The organism is Natronomonas aquatica, assembly GCF_024449025.1.
GTDB lineage: Archaea > Halobacteriota > Halobacteria > Halobacteriales > Haloarculaceae > Natronomonas > Natronomonas aquatica.
Genome location: NZ_JAHLKM010000071.1, coordinates 1 through 1110, shown reverse-complemented (window position 1 = coordinate 1110; position 1110 = coordinate 1). Strand labels below are relative to the sequence as shown.

Genomic DNA, 1110 nt, shown 5'->3' with positions numbered 1-1110 from the left:
GAGTGACTCGATGGAAACGCTGCTACTCCATGAGAGCGTGAAACAAGATATGGGGCGCAAGAGACCGAACGCGATTCCGTGCCTCAGAGCACGTGGGAGTGACTGGTCCGTGTGCGAAAGAAGCCGAGTCATGGGCGTTACAGCCCGGGTGCCGCGCCGCGCGGCACCCGGGAAAGCCCGAATAGGTGAATCTCTGCTTCACGCACTGGCGTCCCGGGTGAACAAACCATGTACCTCGGAATTGATGTCCACAAACGGTACGCACAGGTGGCAGTAATGGATGAAGATGGGAAGATCGTCGAAGAGGTTCGCGTCGAGAACGCGAACCTCGACGACCTCGCCCAGCGGTATGCTGGCGCACAAGCCGCGATAGAGGCGACCAGCAACTACTACCACATCCATGATACGCTGTCGGAGCATTTGGATGTGACTGTTGCTCACCCGAAGGAACTGAATCAGATCGCTGATACCGACAAGAAAACTGATCGCGTCGATGCCAAAGAGCTAGCGCGGATGGTGCGCTTGAACTCTGTGCCTGAGAGTTATGTTCCGACTGACGAGATCAGGGAAGCCCGCGCACTCGTGCGCGGGCGTCAGTCGTTAGTAGAACACCGGACAGAGTATGCCAACAAGGTCCATGGTCTCCTCTCTGATCACGGCATCAACGAAGATGTGAAGCCGTTGACTCAGGAGGGACGAGAGTTCCTGCGGGAACTCTCGCTCCCGACGCCGTGGGATTCGGTGTTGGCGTCGTATCTCGAAGTGATTGAGACGCTCACCGACGAGATACAGAATCTCGAAGAGACAATCGAAGAACGCGCTGGGTCTCTGGAGGAGACCCAGCTGCTGATGACGATTCCCGGTGTGAGTTACTATACGGCGTTGACGATTTACGCTGAATTAGGCGAGATTGGTCGGTTCGACGGTGACAAAGAAGTCGTCAGCTACGTCGGTTTGAACCCGGTGATCCGCGAGTCAGGCGACTCGCGGATCGAAGGTGAGCTCTCGAAGCGTGGTTCAGGAAGGGTTCGGTGGCTGCTCGTTCAGGCCGCTCATACTGCTGTCCACACCTGCAACGACGAGTATCTGAGTCGGTTTTACGAGCGGTTA

At 56.7% G+C, this 1110-nt stretch carries 1 protein-coding gene; it reads left to right on the top strand.

Annotation, left to right across the window (positions count from 1 at the left end; translation table 11 throughout):
* Window positions 1-228 precede the first annotated feature (228 nt).
* Window positions 229-1110 (top strand): IS110 family RNA-guided transposase (locus KM295_RS16775; protein ID WP_256031522.1); only part of this gene is annotated, 882 nt, incomplete at its 3' end.